21 protein-coding genes and 2 pseudogenes are annotated in these 18254 nt (G+C 65.8%); 16 read left to right on the forward strand and 7 right to left on the reverse strand.

The annotated features are described in order from the left end of the window. Window positions 1-59 precede the first annotated feature (59 nt). Window positions 60-317: a DUF5789 family protein gene (locus tag C481_RS16480; protein ID WP_006110449.1), complete on the forward strand. Its 258-nt coding sequence runs from the start codon at window positions 60-62 to the stop codon at window positions 315-317. Between the two features lie 99 nt (window positions 318-416). Next, window positions 417-725 (forward strand): transcription factor S, encoded by a 309-nt coding sequence (locus C481_RS16485; RefSeq protein ID WP_006110450.1) that lies wholly within the window; start codon window positions 417-419, stop codon window positions 723-725. 82 nt (window positions 726-807) lie between these two features. On the opposite strand, the pseudogene C481_RS16490 reads toward C481_RS16485, so the two are convergent. Both C481_RS16490 and C481_RS16495 read right to left on the reverse strand, forming a co-directional pair. Then, window positions 808-1596, reverse strand: a pseudogene (locus C481_RS16490) (methyltransferase domain-containing protein). Window positions 1597-1618: 22 nt separating this feature from the next. After that, complete coding sequence (locus C481_RS16495) at window positions 1619-2014, reverse strand: nascent polypeptide-associated complex protein (RefSeq protein WP_006110451.1); 396 nt, start codon at window positions 2012-2014, stop codon at window positions 1619-1621. Window positions 2015-2195: 181 nt separating this feature from the next. On the opposite strand from C481_RS16495, the gene C481_RS16500 reads away from it, so the two are divergent. Beyond that, window positions 2196-2810 (forward strand): HD domain-containing protein, encoded by a 615-nt coding sequence (locus C481_RS16500; RefSeq protein WP_006110452.1) that lies wholly within the window; start codon window positions 2196-2198, stop codon window positions 2808-2810. A 112-nt stretch (window positions 2811-2922) separates the two neighbouring features. Further along, window positions 2923-3606: a TetR/AcrR family transcriptional regulator gene (locus C481_RS16505; RefSeq protein WP_006110453.1), complete on the forward strand. Its 684-nt coding sequence runs from the start codon at window positions 2923-2925 to the stop codon at window positions 3604-3606. Between the two features lie 205 nt (window positions 3607-3811). Here the strand turns inward: C481_RS16505 and C481_RS16510 are convergent, their stop codons facing one another. Both C481_RS16510 and C481_RS16515 read right to left on the reverse strand, forming a co-directional pair. Continuing rightward, window positions 3812-4570 (reverse strand): glucose 1-dehydrogenase, encoded by a 759-nt coding sequence (locus tag C481_RS16510; protein WP_006110455.1) that lies wholly within the window; start codon window positions 4568-4570, stop codon window positions 3812-3814. A 256-nt stretch (window positions 4571-4826) separates the two neighbouring features. Further along, window positions 4827-5315: a PUA domain-containing protein gene (locus C481_RS16515; protein WP_006110456.1), complete on the reverse strand. Its 489-nt coding sequence runs from the start codon at window positions 5313-5315 to the stop codon at window positions 4827-4829. A gap of 119 nt (window positions 5316-5434) precedes the next feature. Between C481_RS16515 and C481_RS16520 the strand changes: the two genes are divergently transcribed. Beyond that, window positions 5435-5623 carry a hypothetical protein gene (locus C481_RS16520; protein WP_006110457.1) on the forward strand — a complete coding sequence of 63 codons (189 nt, stop codon included), beginning with the start codon at window positions 5435-5437 and terminating at the stop codon, window positions 5621-5623. A gap of 155 nt (window positions 5624-5778) precedes the next feature. On the opposite strand, the gene C481_RS16525 is transcribed toward C481_RS16520, so the two are convergent. Both C481_RS16525 and C481_RS16530 read right to left on the reverse strand, forming a co-directional pair. Continuing rightward, a complete protein-coding gene (locus C481_RS16525) occupies window positions 5779-6276 on the reverse strand; it encodes a LabA-like NYN domain-containing protein (RefSeq protein WP_006110459.1) in 498 nt (165 codons plus the stop codon). Window positions 6277-6371: 95 nt separating this feature from the next. Then, window positions 6372-7146 (reverse strand): annotated as a pseudogene (locus C481_RS16530) (M48 family metallopeptidase). A gap of 398 nt (window positions 7147-7544) precedes the next feature. On the opposite strand from C481_RS16530, the gene dapA reads away from it, so the two are divergent. The 7 genes from dapA (at window position 7545) to C481_RS16565 (ending at window position 13779) form a co-directional block, all read left to right on the forward strand. Beyond that, window positions 7545-8498 carry a 4-hydroxy-tetrahydrodipicolinate synthase gene (dapA, locus tag C481_RS16535; RefSeq protein ID WP_006110460.1) on the forward strand — a complete coding sequence of 318 codons (954 nt, stop codon included), beginning with the start codon at window positions 7545-7547 and terminating at the stop codon, window positions 8496-8498. Then, window positions 8495-9274 carry a 4-hydroxy-tetrahydrodipicolinate reductase gene (gene dapB / locus C481_RS16540; RefSeq protein WP_006110461.1) on the forward strand — a complete coding sequence of 260 codons (780 nt, stop codon included), beginning with the start codon at window positions 8495-8497 and terminating at the stop codon, window positions 9272-9274. Before dapA ends, dapB begins: the two co-directional genes overlap by 4 nt. After that, entirely contained in the window at window positions 9271-10134 is an 864-nt protein-coding gene (locus tag C481_RS16545) for a 2,3,4,5-tetrahydropyridine-2,6-dicarboxylate N-succinyltransferase (RefSeq protein ID WP_006110462.1), read from the forward strand. Before dapB ends, C481_RS16545 begins: the two co-directional genes overlap by 4 nt. Before the next feature lie 83 nt (window positions 10135-10217). Beyond that, window positions 10218-10991 carry an aldo/keto reductase gene (locus C481_RS16550; RefSeq protein WP_006110464.1) on the forward strand — a complete coding sequence of 258 codons (774 nt, stop codon included), beginning with the start codon at window positions 10218-10220 and terminating at the stop codon, window positions 10989-10991. A 73-nt stretch (window positions 10992-11064) separates the two neighbouring features. Continuing rightward, window positions 11065-11331: a hypothetical protein gene (locus C481_RS16555; protein WP_006110466.1), complete on the forward strand. Its 267-nt coding sequence runs from the start codon at window positions 11065-11067 to the stop codon at window positions 11329-11331. Between the two features lie 98 nt (window positions 11332-11429). Continuing rightward, window positions 11430-12668, forward strand: a complete 1239-nt coding sequence (gene lysA / locus C481_RS16560) for a diaminopimelate decarboxylase (protein ID WP_006110467.1) — start codon at window positions 11430-11432, stop codon at window positions 12666-12668. 1 nt (window position 12669) lies between these two features. After that, window positions 12670-13779, forward strand: a complete 1110-nt coding sequence (locus tag C481_RS16565) for a M20 family metallopeptidase (RefSeq protein ID WP_006110469.1) — start codon at window positions 12670-12672, stop codon at window positions 13777-13779. Between the two features lie 326 nt (window positions 13780-14105). Here C481_RS16565 and C481_RS16570 read toward each other — a convergent pair whose 3' ends face one another. After that, entirely contained in the window at window positions 14106-14528 is a 423-nt protein-coding gene (locus tag C481_RS16570) for an ester cyclase (protein WP_006110470.1), read from the reverse strand. Window positions 14529-14683: 155 nt separating this feature from the next. Here C481_RS16570 and C481_RS16575 point away from each other — a divergent pair, with 155 nt between their 5' ends. From C481_RS16575 to C481_RS16590, 4 genes are all read left to right on the forward strand, one after another. Then, the gene (locus tag C481_RS16575) at window positions 14684-15112 is read left to right on the forward strand and encodes a DUF5802 family protein (protein ID WP_006110471.1); all 429 of its coding nucleotides are present in this window, start codon (window positions 14684-14686) and stop codon (window positions 15110-15112) included. A gap of 84 nt (window positions 15113-15196) precedes the next feature. After that, on the forward strand, window positions 15197-16135 hold the full coding sequence (locus C481_RS16580) for a Vms1/Ankzf1 family peptidyl-tRNA hydrolase (protein ID WP_006110472.1): 939 nt from the start codon (window positions 15197-15199) through the stop codon (window positions 16133-16135). Between the two features lie 61 nt (window positions 16136-16196). After that, on the forward strand, window positions 16197-17213 hold the full coding sequence (locus tag C481_RS16585) for a DUF1611 domain-containing protein (RefSeq protein WP_006110473.1): 1017 nt from the start codon (window positions 16197-16199) through the stop codon (window positions 17211-17213). Continuing rightward, entirely contained in the window at window positions 17210-18250 is a 1041-nt protein-coding gene (locus tag C481_RS16590; protein ID WP_006110475.1) for a dipeptide epimerase, read from the forward strand. Before C481_RS16585 ends, C481_RS16590 begins: the two co-directional genes overlap by 4 nt. The last annotated feature ends 4 nt before the right edge of the window (window positions 18251-18254 follow it).

Below are 18254 nucleotides of genomic sequence, written 5' to 3' on the forward strand. Positions count from 1 at the left end.
AGTGAGCGTCATTGCCACTGATGGGGAGGTACAAGCCGGTAGACGGCGTTTCGTCACCCATGGTATCGACACTCAAACTGAACGAGATCGACGCTGCGTTCGAGACGCTCACGTACCCGGTGACGAGCGACGACGCGGCGGACGAGTTCAGCGACACGACGCTGGTGCTCGCCGACGGCGAACGGAATCTGGGGTCGCTGCTTCGGCAGCTGCAGGCCGACCACTTCGAGACGGCCGATGAACTCGAGACGGAGCTGCACAACGTGTTGCCCCGGGAGGCGGTGGGCGAGCCGTTTCAGTCGGAAGGAGAGGGCTGAGTGGGTTCGACCCGCAAGACGTACCGGGGACGGGCCGGTAGCCGTCCCCGTATCCAAACGGGTGGCTTAAGTCGCTCGACCGCCGTAAGCCGGACAACAATGGAGTTCTGTGACGAATGCGGTTCGATGATGAAAGCCGAAGACGGCGTCTGGGAGTGCGGTAATTGCGGGTTTACGAAACCGAAGGGCGACGCGGATCAGTACACTGTCACCGAAGATCAGGAGGCGAGTGAGGTCATCGTGTCCTCGGAGGAGACCTCGCTTCCCGAGACGGATGCGAAGTGTCCGGAGTGTGGCAACGACCGCGCGTACTGGTACATGCAACAGATTCGCTCGGCCGACGAATCCGAGACGAGATTCTTCATCTGTACCGAGTGCGAGCACAAGTGGCGCGAGGACGACAACTAACTTACGCTGCGGTCTGTCGCGTCTTGCGGGAGCTGTCGCTTCGGATGTGTCGCCGGTTCCGGCCGTGACGGCACAAAAAACGCTATTCGTTTCGCGCGATCGTCAGATAGCCCGTGTGCCCGACGGGAGCCGTCGAGGGTCGGGTGCCGCGGTCGTCGAACTGCATCTCGCGTTGGATCGTCTCCCGCGTGCGGATGTTCGCGAGTTCAGCCGCGCGGGCCGCGTCGACGACCTCGCGGGTCGATTCGATGAACGGGCTGTAGACGGCGACGAAGCCGCCCTCGACCAGCAGGTCCGGCGCGTGCGGAATCACGTCCGCCGCATCGCCCGTGTCGAGTGTGAGCACGTCGAACGACGACCGCTCGAGCGTCTCGAGTGCAGCGGTCAGGTCACCGGTCCGAACGTCGACGGCGTCCTCGACGCCGCCCAGGGCCATGTTCTCGCGGGCGACGTCGGCGAACTCGGCGTCGCGCTCGTAGGTGACGACCGACGCGCCGGCCCGGGCCATCGAGGCTGCGAGCACGCCCGTGCCGGTGCCGGCATCGAGGACGCGGTCGCCGCGGGCGATCCCCGTCTCGCCGATCACCAGCCCGATGTCGCGGGGGACCATCGGCGCGCCAGTGCGCTCGAAGTGATGAAAGAGGTCCGGACCGCGAAGGCGTCGGACCTGAAATGCTTCGTCGAGATGCGTCTANTGATGCGTCTCGACGGTGTCGCCCGGCTCGACATCGGCGGGTACGTCGAGGATGCCGAGGTCGGTCCCCATCTCCTCGCCGGGCTGGACGAGGAACTCGCGGTCGCCGCGCACGAGGAGGACCGGCGACCGATCGGACGGCGCAGTCGTCCCGCTGGGAGAACCGCTCACGCGTATTCCCCTCGCTGCGCGGGTCGGTTCACTCGAGGTCCTCGACCGCCGCGGCGAGGTCGCCGTCGTTGTCCTCGAGTGCGGTTCGAGCGTCGTCCTCGCTGACATCGGCTCGCATCGCGACGATCTCGACGTCGTCGTCCGGGATGGACGAGCCACCGTCGTCGGTGTCGGTGTCGGCGTCAGCATCGCCGCCGGCACCGCCGGCCGAGCCGGACTCGACCCGTTCCGGCGAGCCGATGATCTGGTAGGTCTCCTGGCCGCGAGCATCGATCTTGGTGACTTCGGCGTCGTTGAAGACGAGGTCGTACTCGTCGGTGCGAATGATTACTTCCTCGGCGTCGACGTCCTCGGCGTCGATCCCCATCTGCTGCATCATCTGTTCCATCTTGCGCGGATTGAGTCCGCCGCCTCCTCCGAACATACCCGACACGTCGCCACCCGCGACCTTTTACTTTGTCGTTCCACCTGCGAACCGTTCGTTATCGTCACTGCGCTCGCTCGCACACCGACGGTGCCGACGATCGATGTCAGTATCGATACCGACGCCCGTTCGCCATCACCAGAGCGATACGTTCAATCACCGGTGTCCCATCAGGAACCCCATGGACGCTGAACTCGGCTCCCTACTCGAACTGCTCGAGTTGAAAGACGAGACGCGGACGGGGTGGGACCTTCGCGGCGTCGAATCGCCGGAATCGGTCGCAGCGCACACGTGGGGCACGGCGATGCTGTGCCTGCTGTACGCCGACCGTGCGGGCGAGGCGGTCGACCGCGAGCGAGCGGTCGCGATGGCCGTCGTCCACGACGCCGCGGAGGCGCGAACGGGCGACGTTGCAACCAGAGCGGCGGCGGACGACCAACGAATCGCCGCGGAGTCGAAAGAAACGATGGAGCGGGACGCGATCGCCGACCTTCTTAACCCGTTTCAGGACGACGAGCCGCGTCACCTGTGGGAGGAGTACGAAGAACGCGAGACGCCGGTTTCCCGGTTCGTCAAGGACATGGACCTGGTAGATAACTGTCTCCAGGCACTCAAGTACGAGCGCTCGAATCGATACGACGAGAGCGATCCGACCGACGAGTTCAGCGAGTTCGACGATCTCGACGAATTCTTCGCGACGGCTGCGCCGCGACTGCGGACGCCGATCGGCGAATCGTTGTTCGAGGCGATCAAAGAGCGATACGAACGAGAGATCGGGCGAGAGTGTCAGCTCTGACGGGTCCGAAGGGGATCACGACCGAACGAAAGGCAGTACTCGACCCAGCGGCGGATGATCGAATACGATCGCGGCGGTGGGAGACCGCCGGACTGCGGCAGGCGGAAATACAATGACACGACAGCGAAACACTACCGACGACAGTGGAGAGCGGACGGGAAACGAAGACGACCTCGATCCGGTCAAGCGAGAGATCATGGAGTCGACGTACCGGGCGCTTAGCACGCACGGCTACGGTGATCTCACGATACAGGCCATCGCCGACGAGTTCGACAACAGCAAATCGCTGCTGTACTACCACTACGATGGCAAAGACGAGTTACTGCTTGACTTTCTGGATTACGCACTCGGACAGTTTCTCACCGAGATTCAGGTCAGCGACGACGCTCCGGACGAGCAACTCCGGACGCTCATCGACACGCTCGTTCCAGAAACGCTGCCGGACGACCCCTATCAGGTGCAACTCGCGATGTTCGAACTCCGCGTGAACGCACCGCACGACGCCGATGCCCGAAACCAGTACCTGAAAGCCGACCGCGAACTGAAAGCGCTACTCCGGTCGATCGTCGAGCGCGGCATCACGTCCGGCGAATTCGTTCCCGTTGATCCCGATCTCGAGGCTGAACTCTTCCTCTCGTTGCTTACTGGCACTCGAACCCGCCGGCTCACGGCGAACGACGAGTTCTCGATCGAGACGGCTCGAGCCGCGCTGTTGACTCAGTTGCGCCGATTGAAGGTGAACGAGGCTGCGCCGGCGTCGCCGACGGCATCAACCACTGACAGCGACGGGGCCTGAACTCGAGCGGGCCAACGGACCGTTGACAACCGACCTGATCTGGCGTGGTTCGTGGCTATTACCGAGGAGAAGATCCAGAACGGCCCGAGTTCGGCACAGTGATCGACATTATTTGAATATCCATTCAATACAAAAGTAGCCAGGTGCTCGCGGAACGTACGGGTGACTCGAGTTCGCCGTCAACGGCGGCGAAACGGTATCGGAGTCACGTCGCGAGCAGTCCGCCGTCGATCGGCAGCGAGTGGCCGTTGATAAACGACGCCGCGTCCAATACCAACCAGGCGACGGCGTCTGCGACTTCCTCCGGCGTCGCCATTCGGCCGAGCGGTTGGTCGGCGGTCAACTGGTCTATCGCGCCGGGGTGCTCCTCGAGACTTCGTTCGACCATCGGCGTCTTGACCACGCCGGGACAGATCGCGTTCACGCGAACGCCATCGTCAGCGTACCGGATCGCGGCCGACTTGCTCAACCCGACGACGGCGTGCTTGCTCGCGACGTACGGTGCGGTTCCGTCCGCGACGAGTCCGGCGATCGACGACGTGTTCACGATACTCCCGCCGCCGCTCTCGATGAGCGCCGGAATCTCGTGTTTCAATCCCAGCCAGACCCCGGTGAGATTGATATCCAGCACGCGGTGCCACTGCGCCGAATCGAGTTCAGTGAGTGGGGCCGCCTCCCCTTCGATGCCGGCGTTGTTGTGTGCGATGTCGAGACTCCCGAACTCGTCGGTAGCAGTCTCAACCATCGCTTCGACGTCGTCTTCGTCGGTGACGTCGACGTCGACAAAGACGGCGTCGCCGCCTGCACCTTCGATGCGGTCGACCGTCTCGTGGCCGCCGGCAACGTCGATATCGGCGACGACGACGGCTGCACCTGCCGTTGCGAGCCGTTCTGCGGATGCACGGCCGATACCGGACCCGGCACCGGTGACGATCGCGGTCTTGTTCGTAAAGTCTGCTTCCATTACGTGACTGAACGTTCAGTTAATACATGGGTCTTTTGGTGTCGGCGAGTCGGCACCGCGACGAACTCGCCGCACGGCCGTGAGGGAGTTCGAATCGCACGTCGTGCTAGGGTCGCTCGAGTGCAATAGCGATGGAGAGCGCGCGACGTGGCAGTCAGAGCGGTAGCGTGGCCGTTCGGGTCGGGTTCGATACGAGACAGAAGAACTCGTGCGGTCGTGTGTGTGGTTGTGCGCGTCGTCGTTTCGAGGACGGCAGTTATTCCGCAACCGGTGCGCCCTCCCGGACGTTCACGGCCATTCCGGTTTCGAAGTCCTCGATGGCGGCGGCGTCGAGTTCGGCGCGGCCGACGGCGAGGACCTCGCCGCGTTCGTGGACGACGAGGACTTCGTCGCCGGGTCGAATGTTCGGGCCAGTCTCGCGGACGAACTTGGCGAAGACGTTCTTTTCGTCGCGGACGAACGGTTCGCTCTCGTCGTCAACGACGACGCGATAGGCGGGGTATTCGAGTGCGGCATCCAGTCGTCGACCGCCCTCGAGACCGAGGGTGAAGCGGCCGTCGATTCCGAAGGAGACGATGCGACCGGCTTCGGCGTGGACTTGCTGTGGCCGGCCGGAGGAGGTTCGTTTGACAGTGAGTGAGTCGGCGGGTGGAAAGAGCGCCGTGCCTGCGCCCGCGCCGAACTGGTAGTCCGCGATGGTCCGAAGCGTCGAGAGGCCCGCGTTCCCGTCGGCTGGCTCGCTCATTGGAGGGGGTTTCGTGTGTCGAGTCGAAAGCCCTTCGATCGTCGCCGTCGGACCGAGGTGAAAGGTGTCCTGACGGTAATCAGGGCTATTATATACGTTGGTTTGGTAGTAGCCCGTGAATGGACGTCGTACAGATCGTTCTCGGAACCGTCCTCCTCGCGATCAGCGGGTTGGTTCTTGCCGGGCCGTCGATCCTGCAGACGAGCGCCGGCGGGTATCCCGTGGCTCTCTTTGTATCGGGGCTGGCGCTGGTGCTTGGAGCGGTTGCGGTCGCTATCGATCTCGCGCGGACGGCGACACTATCGTAACGGTTGCGTGGTGTCGGTGTCTGGTCAGCTGACCTGTCGCTGAGGAGTGAAGCGCCTCCTGGGCAGTGGGTCACTCAGACGGACTACTGGAAGTCAGTTCCGGCGCGCCTGCAGGCGGTCGCGGGTGCGCCGTGAAATCGGTACAGCAGACCGTCTCAGAGCAGGAACGTCTCGTGGCGGTCGCCCAGATCGAGGAACGTATCGGTTGCGTCGATCAGTTCGTCAGCCGTGGAGGATTCAAACGCCATGACTTCGACGCGGACGCCCTCGTGACGAAGGTGCGAGCATAGTCGTGAGAAGTCGCCGTCACCGGTACACAGCACCACCGTGTCGACGTGGTTGGCGAGCGTTACGGCGTCGAGACTCATCCCGACGTCCCAGTCGGCCTTTTTCGTGCCGTCGGAGAACGTCTTGATGTCCTTGATTTTCGTCTCGAAGCCGATGTCGACGAGGGCATCGAAGAAACTCTCCTCCTCCGGCGCGTCCGCACGGATGACGTAAGCGATCGCACGGGTAAGCTGTCGATCCTGAATGGCCTTCGAGAGGAGCGCAGAGTAGTCGATATTACGGCTGTAGAGGCTCTGTGCGGAGTGATAGAGGTTCTGGGCGTCGACGAGAACGGCGACGCGCTGGTCGGGATGGATATCGGTCACAATTACTGGTGGGCCGTGCAGCCTAAAAAATCGCGTCGTTCGTGGGCCAGCAGACGAGTCAGTGCGACGGAGATAGCGGACAGTGTGGCCGATCGCTACTGACGGAGTTTCTCGAGGCGCTTTTCCATCGGCGGGTGCGTCGCAAACAGCCGTTCGAGCAATCCGCGGTCCGCGTTGAAGATACACAGCGCGCTCACGCTGTCGTCGAGCGTCGACTCGCGTCCCTCGGCACCCGAGGAAATCTTTTCGAGCGCGCGGGCGAGCGGTTCGCCGCCGCCGATGTACTGCCGGGCGTCCTCGTCGGCGACGTACTCGCGGTACCGCGAGATGGCGAGGACGAAGACCATGACGAACATCTGTGCCTGTCTCTTATACACATCTCNAGGCGACCCAGCCGACCATCATCCCGATCGACTGTCCGACGACCATCGTCACGACGTCGCGGTTCTTGATGTGGGCGAGTTCGTGTGCGATGACGCCCTCGAGTTCGTCGCGCCGGAGGAGGCTCATGAGTTCGGTCGAGACGACGACGGTGCCGTTGCCCTTGCGGCCGGTTGCGAAGGCGTTGGGGACGCCCATCTGTTGGACCATCAGCGTGGGTTTCTCGATGCCCATGTCCCGGCTGAGGGATTCGGTCATCCGATGAATGTCCTGATACTGGCCCTCTTCGGGCATCTCCTCGGCACCTCTGGTCGCCGACCAGGTGCCGATCTTGTACTGAATGAACGGGAGGACGAGCAGGCCGAGCAGGATGAACGGCCACGCGCCCTGCCCGAACATCACCAGGCCGAAGAGGCCGACGACCATGTAAAAGGCGAACAGGATCGAGCCGACGATCGCCATCCGCACCTTCAGACCGAAGTCTGTCATGGTCGCCTGTAAGTAATGCGACGGGATAAGTTTCGCGAAAGAATATGTTCATTGCTAACAAGAGATTCCGCCGCGGCCAATACGGTCGTGAACACAATCGATAAGGGGGAGCGGGCCGGTCAGTCGTGTATGAGTCTCGTCGCTCGCCCGATTGTTGGGGCTCCCGTGAGCGACGGCAACGCTCGTTTTTCGACCTTGTCGAAATCGAAACCGAAACGCGTGTGAGTGTGCTCGTGGCGGCGTGGCATCCCGTCCCGGGCACGGTTCGACGGCACGCGACGGATCACGGACCCGGTGATCGAGACGGAATCCGATCGGGTACCGCAGTGGTTCGAAGCGACTGACTCGGCACACAGAAAGAGACGACACAGCGACACCTCACAGCACAGACCGAACCCATGTCAACACAGCTCAACCTTTCCGGCGTCTTCCCGGCGATGTGTACGCCGTTCGACGACGACGAACGAATCGATTTCGAAACGCTCCAGCAGGACGCACAGCGACTCGAGGCCGCGGGCGTCGACGGTCTCGTTCCGGTCGGCTCGACCGGCGAATCCGCGACGTTGACCCACGAGGAACACGTCCGCGTCGTCGAAGCCGTCATCGAGGCCGTCGACGACGTGCCCGTCATCGCGGGCTCCGGGTCGAACAACACCCGCGAGGCGCTCGAACTCTCCGAGCGCTCGGCCGACGCCGGCGCGGACGGCCTGCTCCTTATCTCGCCGTACTACAACAAGCCCGAACAGCGCGGCCTGATCGAGCACTACCGCACGATCGCCGACGCGGTCGACCTCCCGCAGATCGTCTACAACGTCCCCTCGCGGACGGGCCGATCGATCGACCCCGACACCGCCGTCTCCCTCGCGAGCCACGACAATATCGCCGGATACAAGGCCGCAAGCGGCGACCTCGGGCAAATCGGCGAAATCGCAGAGCGCACGCGAGAAGACGAGTTCAGCGTGCTCTCGGGCGACGACGCGCTGACCCTACCGACCCTCTCGGTCGGCGGCACCGGGACGATCAGCGTCGCCGCGAACATCGAGCCCGAACGGACCTGCGCGATGGTCGGCGCGGCGCTCGACGGCGACTACACGCGCGCACGAGAGATCCACCACGAACTCGGGCCGCTGTTCCGCGACCTGTTCGTCGAAACGAACCCGATTCCGGTCAAGGAGGCGATGCGGATTCGCGGGTACGGCCCCGCGCGGATGCGCCCGCCGCTGTCCCGGCTCTCCGAGGAACACCGCGACGAACTCGAAGCGGTGCTCGCCGAACTCGAGCGCGAGCCGACGACGGTGGCCGACGCGGAATCGGAGTCGGAGTCGGAGTCGGAATCGGGGGGCGATCGATGACGGCCACGACCCGAATCGGCGTCGCCGGCGCGACCGGTCGGATGGGCCGCGAAGTGATCGCCGCCGTCGCGGATCGCGACGACTGCGAGGTGGCGTTTGCGGTCAACAGAGAGCCCGACGGCGAGACGGTCGACGGCGAGACGGTCGACCCCGCTGCCGAGTTCGGGTCGCTGCTGGCCGCACACGAGCCGCAGGCGGTGATCGACTTCACCGGCCCCGAATCGGCGATCGAGTACGTCCGGGCTTGCGCTGACGCCGACGCCAAAGTCGCGTTCGTCACCGGCACGACCGGCTTCGACGACGACCAGCTCGACGCGCTCGAGCACGCGGCCGCCGAGATTCCGGTCCTCCACGCGCCGAACTTCGCCCGCGGCGTGCAGGCGCTCGTGAACGTCGTCGGCGACGCCGTCCAGAGCCTGCCGGGCTACGACGTCGAACTCGTCGAGACCCACCACAACGCGAAGCGGGACGCCCCGAGCGGGACCGCGAACCGACTGCTCGACGAGGTCGAGGCCAACGGCGAGTTCGGCGAGCGCGCGCACGGTCGCGAGGGGGAGGCTCCTCGCGAGGCGGGCGAGATCGGCGTCCACGCGCTCCGTGCGGGCGACATCACTGGCGAGCACGAGATCCTGCTCGCGGGGAATCACGAGGAGGTTCGCCTGACCCACCGCGCCGAGGATCGGGGTGTCTTCGCCGCCGGCGCAGTCGACGCGGCGGCCTGGATCGCTGGACGGAAGGCGGGAAGCTACGACTTTGCGGATGTGATTGACGAATGAGTACCCTCGAAACCGAAATCGACGACCTGTGGACACAGTACGACAACGATGAACTCGACGCCGACAGCGCCGGCGAGGACGCCGTCGCGACGCTCGATGCGTTTCTCGACGCGCTCGAGGAGGGCGAGATCCGCGCGGCCGAAAAGCGCTCGGCCGGCTCCCGGACGTCGTCAGAGAACGGCGAGTGGGAGGCAAACGCCTGGGTCAAGCGGGGAATCCTGCTCAACTTCGGCCTCCGGGCGACCGAACCCCGCGAGTACGGTGGCGTTACGTACAACGACGTGCTCCCGCTTGCGAACTCGAGCGACTACGCCGCGCGCGGCAGCCGCAACACGCCCGATGGCACCGTCGTCCGCCGCGGCGCGCACATCGGCTCCGACTGCATCCTGATGAGCCCCGCGTTCGTCAACATCGGCGCGCACGTCGGCGACGGCACGCTCGTCGACTCGTGTGACACCGTCGGGTCGTGCGCCCAGATCGGCGCGAACGTCAAACTCGGCGCGAACACCCTTATAGGGGGCGTTCTGGAACCCGTCGAAAACGCGCCCGTCATCATCGAGGACAACGTCTCGCTCGGGGCCGGCTGTCGCGTCACGAGCGGTTTCGTCGTCGGCGAGAACAGCGTCGTCGGCGAGAACACCCTTCTGACGCCGCGCATCCCGGTCTACGACCTCGTCGAAGAGGAGGTCATCTACGGCGAACTGCCCGCGGACCGGCGCGCGTTCACGCGATTCGTCGAATCGTCGGTCAGCGATCACGAACTCTTCGAGGGCGGCGCGTACAAGCCCGCCGTCGTCGCCACCGACCTGGAGACGGAGACGCTCGAGGCGACCGAGCGCGAGGACGCGCTGCGGGAGTAGCTCGATACCGAACGCGGTCCGTTTTCGGGGACGGGTTCGCCCGCGATACGAGTTCACTTAGGCTCGAGTCGCGAAGACCGCGCATGAATCAGCGAGAGCTACCGCCGGTCGGGCTCGGAACGATGGGAATCGACGACCCCGCCGTGATTGAAACGGCGCTCGAACTCGGCTACCGACACCTCGATACGGCCCAGATCTACGGGACCGAGACCGTCGTCGGCGAGGGACTGGCCCGGAGCGCCGTCCCGCGCGAGGACGTGACTATCGCGACGAAAGTCTGGGCGGACAGCCTGGCACCCGACGACGTCCGCCGGACGACAGCGGAGAGCCTCGATCGACTGGGTCTCGAGTCGGTCGACCTGCTGTACGTTCACCGCCCCGTCGAAACCTACGATCCCGAGCGGACGCTGCCCGCCTTCGAGGAGCTTCGCGACGCGGGTACCGCCGGCGGCATCGGGCTGAGCAACTTCTCCGTCGCCGAACTCGAGACAGCCCGGGCCGTCCTCGACGCGCCGATCGCGGCCCACCAGGTCGAGTTCCACCCGCTGTTTCAGCCGGAGGACCTGCTCGTCCACGCCCGCGAGCACGGCTATCCGCTCGTGGCCTACTCGCCGCTCGCGAACGGTCGCGCGGGGGAGATCGACGAAGTCGCGGCCATCGCCGCGGCCCACGACGCGACGCCGGAAGCGGTCTGTCTCGCCTGGCTGGCCGCGAAGGAGAGCGTCGTGACGATTCCGAAAGCCAGCAGCGCCGCGCACCTCCGGGCGAACCTCGACGCCAGAGACCTCGAACTCGATCCGGCCGAACGCGAGCGCATCGACGCGATCGAGCGGACCGACGAACTCTTTCCGGAGTGATTCGGATCGCGAGGGAATCGCGCGGACGAACTCGAGGCGAGCGTTCAAGTCGCCGTGCGGTCAATCGGGTGACGTGAACTGGGAACCGGCCGTCGTTTTCGGACTGTTCGTCGTCGCCTGCGGTCTCGCCGCCTCCCGGGCACGGACGGAAGACTGGACCGTCCGCCGTACGATCGGTGTCACCGTCTTTTTGGCGGGTGCGGCCGGTGGACTGTTTCTCGATGGGCTCGGAACTGTCTCCTCGACCCTCTCCCCGTGGACCGAACCGGTCGCCGCCGGCGTGATGCTCGTCGGCTTCGTCGTCGCGTGGACGAACGCGGATCGCAGCCGGACCGACTGACGCCGGCGCGTGGTGGCCGAGGGCAACCGGTAACCGGCGTGCGGGACGCGGGCACGAAACCCAAACCCTTGACTCCTCGCGGTCACTTGTGGTGATCAATGACCACCCATGCGGATTCGCCGGCCGTCCGCCGGCTCGCGGACTGGGACCACGATCGACTCGAGTCCCTCGCCGAGGAGTACGACACGCCGCTTTACGTGACCGATCTCGACCGCATCAAAGAGAACTACACCCGTTTCTCGTCGGCGTTTCCCGACGCCCACGTCATGTACGCCGCGAAGGCTCACACGGGCAAGTCCGTTCTCGAAGCCGTCCTCGAGGCCGGCGGCGACATCGAGTGTGCGGCCTGGGGCGAACTCCAGCGCTCGATCGACGCCGGCGCGGACCCGAACGCGCTCCAGTACACCGCCGTCAACCCGCCGGATCGCGACCTCGATTACGCGACCGACCTGGCCGAGGACGCGCCGGGGCTGACGATCACCATCGGCGCGACGGACACGCTGGACCGGCTGCAAGCGCGCGGCTACGACGGCCGCGTCGCCATCCGCATCAACCCCGGGATCGGCACGGGCCACCACGAGAAGGTCGCCACCGGCGCGGACGCGAAGTTCGGCATCCCCTACGAGCGCGTTCCCGACGTCGCCGACCGCGTCCGCGACGAGTTCGAACTCGTCGGCCTCCATGCCCACGCGGGCAGCGGCGTCCTAACCGAGGGTCTCGAAGAGCACTGTCGGGCCATCGAGCGCGTCGGCGAGATGGCCCGCCGCGTCGGCGACGAAAACCTCGAGTTCGTCGACGTCGGCGGCGGCTACGGCGTGCCATACCGCGAGGACGACGAGCCGCTGGACCTCGAAAAAACGTCGGAACTGGTCCGCGACGCCGTCGGTGAACTCGACGCCACGCTCAAACTCGAACCGGGCCGGTACGTCGTCGCCGACGCGTCGCTCATCCTGAGCGAGGTGAACACGATCAAGGAGGCACCGGAGACGACGGTCGTCGGCGTCGACGCCAGCCTGGCGACGCTGATCCGCCCGGCGATGTTCGGCTCCTATCACCCGATGCTGAACGTCAGCGCTCCCGGGCGCGAGCCCGAACCGGTGACCGTCGGCGGCCCGGTCTGTACCAGCGCGGACGTGTTCGCCCACGACCGGCCGATCGCCCGCCCGGAGCGCGAGGACGTTATCGCCATCGGGAACGCGGGTTCCTACGGCTACGAACTGGCGAGCCAGTTCCACTCCCAGCCCCGGCCGGCGGAGGTGGCACTCGAGGACGGCGAGGCCCGCGTCGTGCGCCGACGGGAGACGCTCGACGACGTGACCCGCGTCGAACGGGAGTAACATGGGCTTCGACATCGCCTCGTTCCACGCCGACGCGGTCCGGATTCCGTCCCACGAGGACGTCGACGAGATGCGCGAGTTCGTGCTCGAAACGCTGCGGGAGGCCGGTCACGAGCCGACGGTGGACGACCTCGGGAACGCGCTCGCGACGCGAGGCGGCGAGCGTGACGCCGCCGGCAACGGGCCCCACATCGTCCTCAACACGCACATCGATACGGTGCCGCCGCACGTGCCCTACGCCCGCGACGGCGACGTGGTCCGCGGTCGCGGAGCCTGCGACGCCAAGGGACCGCTCGCCGCGCTGCTCGCGGCTTTCCTGCGCGTCGAGCCGACCACTGGAACGCTCACGCTGGCGATCACGACCGACGAGGAAACGCTGATGACCGGTGCCGAGGGCCTTCAGGAGCGACTCTCGGCGGACGGGTACATCGTCGGCGAACCGACGGGCCTCGACGTCTGCATCGCCGCCCGCGGGCAGTGCGAGGGCACCGTGACGATCGCGGGCGAGGGCGGCCACGCCGCGAGCGTACCCGCCGACCGTAATCCGATCGCCGCGCTCTCGCACGTGCTCGACGCGCTTCGAGACTACGACGAGGCGGCGGGACCGGGCGAGGACGCGGTGCTCGGGGAACCGAAACTGACGCCGACCGTCCTCTGTGGCGGCGATGCCTCGAACCGCGTCCCCGAGCGCTGCCGACTCACGTTCGACCGGCGCAGCGTCCCCCCGGAGACGAGTTCATCGTTCCGCGACGACCTGGCCGAGCGTCTCGCGGACCGGGTGCCAGCGGAATTCGACGTCGAGGTCGCGGTCGAACTCATCCGACCCGACACGCCGTTCCCGCGGGCGTTCGTGACCGACGAGGACGCCGACCTGGTCGACACCCTGACGGCGGCGAGTGGCGGCGCGGTCCGGCCGTTCGGCGCGGCCACCGAGGCCGGCTTCTTCGCAGCAGATGCACCGACGGTCGTCTTCGGACCGGGCGTGCTGGCCGACGAGGAGGGGGCCGTCGCCCACGCCGAGCGCGAGTACGTCCGCCTCCCGGACATCGAAGCCGCGGCGGACGCACTCGAAGCGACGCTCGCCGAACTCGTCGGCGAGAGTAGTCACTGAACGGGAGTAGACGCCCGATCGCACGCCGCCGTTCGATCGGTGTGTCGCTACTGCTTCGCGAGGAGGTACAGCAGCCCGATGAGACAGATGACCGTAATGAGAACGAGAGCCGCGGTGGCGATTTCGGGAAACAGTCGCTCGACCATACGCCGGCTTTGGAAGCGACCGGCAAAGGAGTATTGATTCCGCGATAAAACCCGGACGAGTTCACGATCGGAACGCAGCGACGGCCGTCGCGCACTGTCTCAGTCGAGCTGCTGTCGGGCAGTGCCGGCGCACCCGGGACCGTCTGCGAGTGCGCCGGAAACTCGGTGCAACAGACCGTCTCATGCCAGCGGATCGTACCCGATCTGTTGGAGGAGTCCGAAGAGGTCCACGTTCGCCCACCGTTCCGCGATTTTTCCGTCCGAGATGCGAACGACGTGGATGCCCATGATCTCGACGGATTCGCCCGTCGGTTCGATACCCATGAACGGCCCCTCGTGGGTCCCCGTTATCCGCCCCCAGAACGCGACGTAGTCCGCTTCCCGCAGGTAGCGTTCGACCTCGAAGTGCAGGTCCGGAAACGTCTCGTGGTAGTTCGAAACGAACGACTCGAACTCGGAGAGCGGTTCCTCGCCGGACCCTGTCGGATCGTGGTACACCTGCTGGTCGGTGAGCACGTCATCCATCGCATCGACGTCCCCGTCGTTCCAGACGACATCGACGTACCGCTTTGCGATCGCTTTGTGCTCGTCGTCCGCGGACATGAGGGACGGTCATCGGCCACGGCCAAATAGGTTCCACCCCCGCCGATACGGCGGCGGGCACCCATCCGCGTGCGATCGACATCGTCCGTGATTGCGGTGCGGTATAAGGGTGTTCGCCAATAGTTATGGCACTCTGGAACATGGGTATAACTAGCATGTTCGAGGAGTTTTCCAGAAGCTACTACCTCGGCCGACTCTACGTGACTCCGACCGACGCCGACCGCGCGCTAATGGACAGCGAGCAACACGAGCGGATCAACGAGGCGGTGTACGCGACCGGAGACGGTCTCGAATCGCTCGAAACGCCGCTCGTGATGAAACTCGACTCGCAGCACTTCTCGGTCCACGGCGACAGCGGCGTCCCGACGAACACGCTCGCGCTGCCCGAAACGCTCCTCGACGGCACGGATGTCCGAAACCCGCCATCCCTGCGCGAGGTCCTGCTCGCCCGCCGCGAGTGTGCCTCGCAGTTACTCTCGTTCGTCGACGGCTGGGACCCGTCCGTATCCTGGGCGCAGGCTACCGATGGCGACGACACCGATCGCCCCGCCGACGATGACGAGTTCAGGAACGCGGGCATGTGAGCGGGCGCGATCGGAGCCGCTGGCAGTTCCTACGCGAACGGAGACCGGGAGCTAGAAGTACATTCGTCGCACCTGTTCGGTCGGATGCTCGATGAGTTGCTCGGACGCGCGTCGCTCAAGGAGCGCATCGCCGAACTCGAGGACGAAACCGAGCGGCTACGGGCGCGCTACGAGGCCGAAACCGACCGCCGAGCCGAGGCCACGACCGCCAGACAGGACGCCGAGAAACGAGTCAACCGGCTCGAGGATCGAATCGCCCAACTCGAGGGCGAACTCGAGCGCGTCGACGCCGACGAGGACGACTCGCTCGCGTTCAGGCGGCGCGAGACGCTTCGCGGTGGCCGCCTCGCCGACGTGCTCGATAGGCTCCGGTCGGTTCGGACGGGTCCGGAGGGAGCGGTGACAACGGTCGTGGAATCCGGGGCCGACGAGTTCGCTCCGGACGACGAACTCGCGGCCGCGCTCGGCGACCGGGAGGCCCTCGTCGACGCCGCTGCGCCCTGCCTGCTCTGTGTCGACGACGCCGGCCTCGTCTCCGCCGCGCTCGATCCGCCGGTCTTTCCGGACGAGGGCGACGTGCCCGCGGGGTGGACGGACCGGTTCGCCCTCGATCGCGAGTGGTTCCTGCCGACGGGACGCTACGCGCTCGCGGTCGTCAGGGCCGACCTGTTTGCGGTCGGCGTCTACGAGGGCGACGATCGCATCGAATACCGGGGCTTCGAGAGCGACGTGAAGGGCAGCCACTCTAAGGGCGGGTTTTCGCAGGCGCGCTTCGAGCGGATTCGCGACGATCAGATCGACGCTCACCTCGAACGGTGTCGGGAAACGCTGGCCGACGTGTACGACGACGCCGAGATAGATCGCCTCTTTCTCACCGGACAACGCGGCGTCATCGAGACGCTCGCCGACGAGACCGCCGTCGAGCCGGCGGCAACTGCAGCGGTTGATGCGACCGGCGATCCGAAATCGGCTCTCGAGGACGCCTACGGAACCTTCTGGACGACGACACTGTTCGTCCTGTAGCCGGACTGGCACTCCCCTCGCCGAACTCTATCGTTAAGTATCCCCTCAGTCATTCCTCGATATGCGCGTCGCAATCCTCGCACACGAGCAGTTTCCCGACCGCGCCAAAACCGCACTCGGCATCCTCCGGTACGCCGATTACGACGTCGCCGCCGTCCTCGACCGAGAGACCGCAGGCGGGCAGGTCAACGACTACGTCCCCGACGTTCAGGACGCCCCCATCGTCGCCGGCACGGACGCCCTCGCCGACGACGAACTCGACGCCCTGATCATCGGCATCGCCCCCATCGGCGGCGGACTCGAAGACAGTTGGCGCGAGGACATCCGCGTCGCCCTCGAACGCGGCTGTGACGTGATCTCAGGTCTACACCACTTCCTCGAAGACGACGACGAGTTCAGTCGGCTGGCGGCCGAACACGGCGGCGACCTGCGGGACGTTCGCAAGCCGCCCGAAGACCTGACGGTGAGCCAGGGGATCGCCGGCGAAGTCGACGCCGAGGTTATCCTGACCGTCGGCACCGACTGCTCGGTCGGGAAGATGACGACGACGATGGAACTCGCCCGCGACGCCCGCGCGGCCGGCCACGACGCCGCCGTGATTCCGACGGGCCAGACCGGGATCATGATCGAGGGCTGGGGGAACCCGATCGACCGGGTCGTCTCCGATTTCGCCGCCGGCGCGGTCGAGGAGATGATCATGAAATTGGGCGACGAGCACGACTACCTCTTCGTCGAGGGCCAGGGGAGCATCGTCCACCCCGCCTACTCGGCGGTCACCTGCGGCATCCTGCACGGCTCGATGCCGGACGAACTCGTCCTCTGTCACACCGCCGGCCAGGAGGTTATCCACGGCTACGAGTCCTTCTCGTTGCCCTCGATTCAGACCTACGTCGACCTCTACGAAAGCCTCGCCGCGCCCGTCTCCGACGCCGACGTCGCCGCCGGCGCGCTCAATACGGCCGGACTCGAGGACGACGCCGCGGCGCAGGCGATCGACGAGTTCGCAACTGCACTCGGTGCGCCCGCGACGGACGTCATTCGAAACGACACCGACGACGTACTCGAGCGCCTGCTATGACGCTCGAGACCTCGTTTCAGCGGCGAACGCTCCCGCTCGAGTTCCCGTTTACGATCTCGCGGGGGACGACGACCGAAACCGAGGTCGTGACGGTCCACGTCGAGGACGACGAGGGGAACGTCGGCGTCGGCGGTGCCGGTCCGTCATCCCACTACGGCGAGACCGCCGAGACGGTCGAAGCGGTCCTGCCCGACCTGCTCGCGGTCGTCGAGGACGTGGGCGACCCGCACCAGCTCGCCCGCATCGAGCGCCGGCTGCGCGAAACCGTCGAGCGAAATCCGGCCGCCCGCTGTGCGGTCAGCATCGCGGTGCACGACCTCGCGGCGACGCAACTCGACGTGCCGCTGTATCGCTACTGGGGACTCGATCCGCGGGAGACCCTCGAAACCTCCTACACGATCGGCATCGACGACGTCGAGACGATGCGCGAGAAGACCGAAACCGCCCTCGAACGCGGCTACGGCACGTTAAAGGTCAAACTCGGCACCGATCGGGATATCGAGAGTATTCGGACGATTCGGGAGGTCGCACCCGACGTTCGACTCTTCGTCGACGCCAACGAGGCCTGGACGCCTCGCGAGGCGGTCTCGAAGATCGACCGCCTCGCCGAGTTCGATCTCGCGTTCGTCGAGCAGCCGATTCCCGCGGAGAATCCGGAGGGCCAGCGGTTCGTCTACGAGAACGCGGCGCTGCCGATCGCGGCCGACGAATCCTGTATCACGGTCGCGGACGTTCCGCGGATCGCGGACCGCTACGACATCGCGAACCTGAAACTCATGAAGTGCGGCGGCCTCCGGGAGGCCAAGCGGATCATCCACGCCGCCCGCGCTCACGGACTGCAGGTGATGTGTGGCTGCATGAACGAGTCCAACGCCTCGATCGCGGCCGCCTGCCACCTCGCGCCACTGCTCGATTACGTCGACCTCGACGGCTCGCTCCTGCTCGATGCGGACCCCTACGACGGCGTCCCGATGCCGAACGGCCGGCTGGCGCTCGCTGAACTCGAGCGACCGGGAACGGGCGCGCGACTCGAATAACGCC

Source organism: Natrialba asiatica DSM 12278, from assembly GCF_000337555.1.
GTDB classification, from domain to species: domain Archaea; phylum Halobacteriota; class Halobacteria; order Halobacteriales; family Natrialbaceae; genus Natrialba; species Natrialba asiatica.